The sequence below is a fragment of the Synechococcus sp. CCY9201 genome, from assembly GCF_034931105.1.
Lineage (GTDB): Bacteria > Cyanobacteriota > Cyanobacteriia > PCC-6307 > Cyanobiaceae > CBW1002.
On record NZ_JAYGIC010000078.1, the window covers coordinates 1 to 5,607 of the forward strand.

At 68.3% G+C, this 5,607-nt stretch carries 7 protein-coding genes; 5 read left to right on the forward strand and 2 right to left on the reverse strand.

What is annotated here, in order from left to right; all coding sequences use genetic code 11:
- Positions 1 to 431 (forward strand): PfkB family carbohydrate kinase (locus VB716_RS07815; protein ID WP_323270173.1); only part of this gene is annotated, 431 nt, incomplete at its 5' end.
- On the opposite strand, the gene tsaE is transcribed toward VB716_RS07815, so the two are convergent.
- Complete coding sequence (gene tsaE / locus VB716_RS07820; RefSeq protein WP_323270174.1) at positions 428 to 883, reverse strand: tRNA (adenosine(37)-N6)-threonylcarbamoyltransferase complex ATPase subunit type 1 TsaE; 456 nt, start codon at positions 881 to 883, stop codon at positions 428 to 430. The two genes, VB716_RS07815 and tsaE, sit on opposite strands and share 4 nt — an antisense overlap.
- A 141-nt stretch (positions 884 to 1,024) precedes the next feature.
- On the opposite strand from tsaE, the gene ahcY reads away from it, so the two are divergent.
- On the forward strand, positions 1,025 to 2,452 hold the full coding sequence (ahcY, locus tag VB716_RS07825; RefSeq protein ID WP_323270175.1) for an adenosylhomocysteinase: 1,428 nt from the start codon (positions 1,025 to 1,027) through the stop codon (positions 2,450 to 2,452).
- Between the two features lie 56 nt (positions 2,453 to 2,508).
- Here ahcY and VB716_RS07830 read toward each other — a convergent pair whose 3' ends face one another.
- Positions 2,509 to 2,901 (reverse strand): single-stranded DNA-binding protein, encoded by a 393-nt coding sequence (locus VB716_RS07830; RefSeq protein WP_323270176.1) that lies wholly within the window; start codon positions 2,899 to 2,901, stop codon positions 2,509 to 2,511.
- A gap of 172 nt (positions 2,902 to 3,073) precedes the next feature.
- On the opposite strand from VB716_RS07830, the gene VB716_RS07835 reads away from it, so the two are divergent.
- The 3 genes from VB716_RS07835 to VB716_RS07845 are packed head-to-tail and all read left to right on the forward strand — an operon-like array spanning position 3,074 to position 5,501.
- On the forward strand, positions 3,074 to 4,120 hold the full coding sequence (locus VB716_RS07835; protein WP_197157613.1) for a rod shape-determining protein: 1,047 nt from the start codon (positions 3,074 to 3,076) through the stop codon (positions 4,118 to 4,120).
- A gap of 5 nt (positions 4,121 to 4,125) precedes the next feature.
- Positions 4,126 to 4,872, forward strand: coding sequence for a rod shape-determining protein MreC (mreC, locus tag VB716_RS07840; RefSeq protein WP_197157615.1), 747 nt, complete (start codon positions 4,126 to 4,128; stop codon positions 4,870 to 4,872).
- Positions 4,872 to 5,501 carry a rod shape-determining protein MreD gene (locus tag VB716_RS07845; protein WP_197157616.1) on the forward strand — a complete coding sequence of 210 codons (630 nt, stop codon included), beginning with the start codon at positions 4,872 to 4,874 and terminating at the stop codon, positions 5,499 to 5,501. The genes mreC and VB716_RS07845 overlap by 1 nt, the downstream gene beginning before the upstream one ends.
- The last annotated feature ends 106 nt before the right edge of the window (positions 5,502 to 5,607 follow it).

A 5,607-nucleotide genomic window follows, 5' to 3' on the forward strand; every position in this document is an offset into this window, starting at 1 on the left:
GTGCCTTGGAGCGGATCCGGCCGCTGCTGGCCCGGGCCGATCTGCTCAAGCTGGCGGCAGAGGAAGCCGAGGGGCTGTTCGGGACCCGCGATCCGGCGGCGATCGCCGCGTCCTTGCCCCAGGCCCCGGCGGTGGTGGTCACCGATGGCGGCCCCCCGCTGCGCTGGCACTGCGCTGGCGTCTCCGGCAGCCTCGCCCCCTACGGGGTGGCGGTGGTGGACAGCACCGGGGCCGGTGACGCGTTCCTGGCGGGGCTGCTCCATGGCCTCTGCCTTCAGCCCGACCTGCTCGACAGCCCCTCGGCTGACACCCTCACGGCAGCGATGCGCTTTGCCAGCGCCTGTGGCGCGCTGGTGTGCGGCGGCGCCGGTGCGATCGACCCGCAGCCCTCAACCGAGGCGGTGCAGCGCTTTCTGGAGGCGTGGGCCTAAGGCGCGATCAGCCGGGCGATCCGCCCCTGCTCGGGATCGGCTGGATCAGCCAGTTCCAGGTGCAGCCGCCAGGCCTCGGCCGGCAGCTGGCTGAGCCGTTCCGGCCATTCCACCGCCAGCAGGGCCCCCAGGGAGCGGGCCTCCTCCTCCTCCTGGGCAAACAGTTCATCGGCCGCCGCCGGCGGCTCCAGCCGGTAGAGATCCAGATGCACCAGGGCCGTGGCACCGGCTTCCCCCTGGCCGGCGTAGTGCTGCGCAAGGGCGAAGCTGGGGCTGGTGATCGGCTCGCTGATGCCGAGCCCTTCGGCCAGGCCCTGCACCAGGGAGGTCTTGCCGGCCCCCAGCTCCCCCTGCAGCAGCAGGATCGGTGCGGGGGCAGCCAGCTGCCGGACCAGGGCGCGGCCGAGGGCACGGGTGGCGGCCAGATCACGCAGCAGAACCGGGTCGGGCATGGCAGGGGGCCTGGGCTCTCGAGAGCCTTGAGGACCCCTGTAGATTCGCGTCTTCGCGAGCCCGAAGCCTCGGCGTCTCCGCAGATATTTCCAACCCACGCCCTCCCAGCCGGGAGTGAGCTGTTTTCAGGAGAACAACCCATGGTGGCAACGCCCACGGCAGCTGTGCTGCAGTCCACGTCGACCTACGTGATCGCTGACATCGGCCTGGCCGATTTCGGTCGCAAGGAGATCGCGATCGCCGAAACCGAGATGCCGGGCCTGATGGCTCTGCGCGCCAGGTTCGGCGCCGAGCAGCCCCTGGCGGGTGCCCGCATCGCGGGATCCCTGCACATGACGATCCAGACGGCCGTTCTGATCGAAACCCTGGTGGCCCTTGGCGCCGAGGTGCGCTGGGCCAGCTGCAACATCTTCTCCACCCAGGATCACGCCGCCGCCGCCATTGCGGCCTCCGGTGTGCCGGTGTTCGCCTACAAGGGCGAAACCCTCGATGAGTACTGGGCCTTCACCCACCGCATCCTCGAGTGGGGCGATGGCGGCACCCCCAACATGATCCTCGATGACGGTGGTGACGCCACCGGTCTGGTGGTGCTCGGCACCAAGGCCGAACAGGATCCCTCTGTTCTCGATCACCCTTCCAACGAAGAGGAGACGGCCCTCTTCAACAGCATCCGCCAGAAGCTGGCCGCCCAGCCCGGCTTCTACTCCCGCATCTACGCCAACATCCAGGGCGTGACCGAGGAGACCACCACCGGTGTGGCCCGCCTCTACCAGATGCAGAAGAGCGGTGAGCTGCCCTTCCCGGCGATCAACGTCAACGATTCGGTCACCAAGAGCAAGTTCGACAACCTCTACGGCTGCCGCGAGTCGCTGGTGGATTCCATCAAGCGCGCCACCGATGTGATGGTGGCCGGCAAGGTGGCCCTGGTGCTCGGCTACGGCGATGTGGGCAAGGGTTCGGCCCAGTCGCTGCGGGGCCTCGGTGCCACGGTGATGATCGCCGAGATCGACCCGATCTGCGCCCTGCAGGCGGCGATGGAGGGCTACCGCGTCGTGCGGCTCAACGACGTGGTGCGCGATGTGGACATCTTCGTGACGGCCACCGGCAACTTCCAGGTGATCCGGCACGAGCACCTGATTCAGATGAAGGATCAGGCGATCGTGTGCAACATCGGCCATTTCGACAACGAGATCGATGTCGCCTCGCTGAAGCAGTACCCCTGGGACAACATCAAGCCCCAGGTGGATCACATCGTGCTGCCCAGCGGCAACAGGATCATCCTGCTGGCCGAGGGCCGTCTGGTGAATCTGGGCTGCGCCACCGGCCACCCCAGCTTCGTGATGAGTAACTCCTTCACCAACCAGGTGCTGGCCCAGATCGAGCTGTTCACCAAGGGTGAGCAGTACGGCAAGGAGGTCTATGTGCTGCCCAAGCACCTCGACGAGATGGTGGCTCGCCTCCACCTCGAGAAGATCGGCGCCAAGCTGAGTGAGCTCACCGCCGAGCAGGCGTCCTACATCAACGTGCCGGTTGAAGGTCCCTACAAGCTCGAGCACTACCGCTACTGAGCACTGGCCTGATGGCGGCCAGGGGGAGACGACGGTCTCCCCCGCCCCATCTCAGATCAGAAGGGCACTTCCTCCTCGCTGGGGGCGCCGCCGCCGTAGTTGCCGCCACCGCTGAAGGCACCGGCCTCGGCGTCGCGCTTGGAGCCGAGCAGCTCGAGCCGGTCGACCCGCACCACCGGCTTGCTGCGCTCTTCGCCGGTCGCCTTGTCGGTCCAGCGGTCGAGCTTGAAGCTGCCGATGATGCCGAGCAGGGATCCCTTGCGGACGTAATCGGCCGCCACCTGGGCCTGCTTACCCCAGATCTCGAGGTTGAACCAGTCGGGTTCATCGTCGCGGCTGCGGCGGTTCACCGCCAGGGTGAGGTTGGCGACGACGGTGCCGGATTCGAAGTAGCGCACTTCGGGATCGCGGCCTGCCCGGCCGACGAGGGTGATGGAATTGACGCTCATGGCGCTGCTCCTGCTGGATCGTGTTGGGTCAATGATGCGGCACCCCTCGGTCAGGCTCCGGGGGCCTCCGCTTCCGTTCAGTGCCACCCCCGTCTCATCGGACCATGGCGGGTTCCCGCTGGGGGCCGTCAAACGGCCCACCTATGATTTTTTGACGCCCCTGACCCCGCCCGTGTTTTTCCGACGTTTCCAGTTCTCCCGCGATATCGGCATCGATCTGGGAACGGCCAACACCCTCATGTACGTGTCCGGCAAGGGCATCGTGCTGCAGGAACCCTCCGTGGTGGCGCTTGATCTGGAGCGCAACGTGCCCCTGGCCGTGGGAAACGAAGCCAAGATGATGCTGGGTCGCACCCCTGGCAACATCCGTGCCGTCAGGCCCCTGCGGGATGGCGTGATTGCGGACTTCGACGCCGCCGAGCAGATGATCAAGACCTTCATCCAGAAGGGCAATGAAGGCCGCGGCATCGTGGCGCCCCGTCTGGTGATCGGCATCCCCAGTGGCGTCACCGGTGTGGAGCGCCGTGCCGTGCGCGAAGCCGGCCTGGCCGGTGCCCGGGAAGTGCACCTGATTGACGAGCCTGTGGCGGCCGCGATCGGTGCCGGCCTGCCGGTGACCGAGCCCGTCGGCACCATGATGGTGGACATCGGCGGTGGCACCACCGAAGTGGCGGTGCTGAGCCTCGGCGGCACGGTGCTGAGCGAGTCGGTGCGGGTGGCCGGCGATGAACTCAGCGATGCGATCGGCACCTACCTCAAGAAGGTGCACAACCTGGTGGTGGGCGAGCGCACCGCTGAAGACATCAAGATCCGGATCGGCTCCGCCTTCCCCGACGACGAGCACGACGAAACTTCCATGGATGTGCGGGGTCTGCACCTGCTCTCCGGCCTGCCTCGCACCATCAACGTGCGTGCCGGCGACATCCGCGAGGCCATGGCCGAGCCGCTCAACGTGATCGTCGAGGCGGTGAAGCGCACCCTGGAGCGCACACCCCCTGAGCTGGCCGCCGACATCGTCGATCGCGGCATCATGCTGGCCGGCGGTGGTGCCCTGGTGCGGGGCATCAGCGAGCTGATCAGCCACGAGACCGGCATCCTCACCCACGTGGCCGAGGAGCCCCTGCTGTGTGTGGTCAATGGCTGCGGCATGGTTCTGGAGGACTACAAACGGCTGGAGCGGGTGCTCGACACCCCTGACTTCGCCCGCGCCACGGTCTGATGCCGATGCCGGCCCTGCGCTGGCCCCGGCTTCCCTCGCTCCGCCTGATTCAGCAAGCCGCCCCCTGGTTGCTGCTGTTTCTGGCCCTCGGTGCGATCCGGTTCAGCAAGGGGGCCTTCCTCAACGATCTCTATGCCCTGCTCAGCCGCCCCTTCTGGCCCGGTACGGCCCAGGAGGAGTGGCTCCGTTCGGCTCAGCAACTGGATGACCAGGCGCGGCTGGGTCAGCTGGAGCAGGACAACAGGAGGCTGCGGGGCCTGCTGGATCTCCAGCGAAGCGCTGAGCAGCGCATCACCGCGCCGGTGATCTCCCGCGAAGCAGCGGGCTGGTGGCAGCAGCTGCTGCTGGGCCGCGGTTCCCTGGCGGGCCTCCAGGCCGGCGATGCGGTGCTGGCGCCCGGTGGGCTGATCGGCCGCATCACCCAGGTCACCCCCACCACTGCCAACGTCACCCTGCTCACCGATCCTCACAGCCACCTGGGCGTCTGGGTGGGCCGCACCCAGCGCCACGGGCTGCTCACCGGGGTCGGCACCAGCCGCCCGGTGCTGCGCTTCCTCGAGAAGGACCCTCAGGTGCGCCCCGGCGATGTCGTGGTGTCGTCCCCCGCCAGCACCCTGGTGCCGCCCAACCTCACGGTGGGGGTGATCCAGTCGGTCGACGACAAGGCGGTGCCTGCCCCTGAGGCGGTGGTGCAGCTCAGCGCCCCGGTGGATGCGGTGGACTGGGTGCAGGTGCTGACCCGCTCGCCCTGATGGCCCGTCTTCATCAACAGCGTTGGTGTGTGGCCACGGCTCTGCTGGTGCCCTGGCTCAGTCTCGCGTCGCCCAGCCTGGTGAAGGTCGCGGGCGTGTCCCCGAGCTGGGCCGTGCTCTGGCTGTTGCCCTGGGCCCTGGTGGACGGTCCGGTGTCCGGAGCGTTGGCGGGTCTGGGCCTGGCACTGCTGCTCGATGGACTTCACCCCGGCCCGCTCACCCAGATACCTGCCCTTGTGTTGCTGGGCTGGTGGTGGGGGCGGATCGGTCGCCGCGGCCGGCCGATCGAGCGCAGCTTCAATCTCGGCCTGCTGGCCCTGCTGGGCTGCCTGGCCCTGAATCTCACCCTCTGGCTTCAGCTCGCCCTGCTGGCCTGGCGTGGCGGCCGGACTTCCGGGTTGGCCGGAGACTCTGCCCCCACCCAGGTCGCCGCCGGGGTGGAGGCTGGCGCCGACCTCGGGGTCGATCCCCGTCTGTTCGCCACCCCGGGCTGGCATCTGAGCGACCTGCTGGGGGCCGGGCTGCATACGCTGCTGAGCCAGACCCTGATCACCGCGTTGCTGGCCCCCATGCTGTGTTCGCTGTTGCTGCTGCTCTGGCGGCAGCAGTCCTCTTCCCTGAGGAGCTGAGTTGATCGAGATGCCCGCTGCACCCCGCCCCGAGCCGATGCCTCCATCGGCGCCGCGCCCAAGCCGGCGCTGGGGTCGGCGGGCGCTGCTGCGCCGCCTCAGCCTG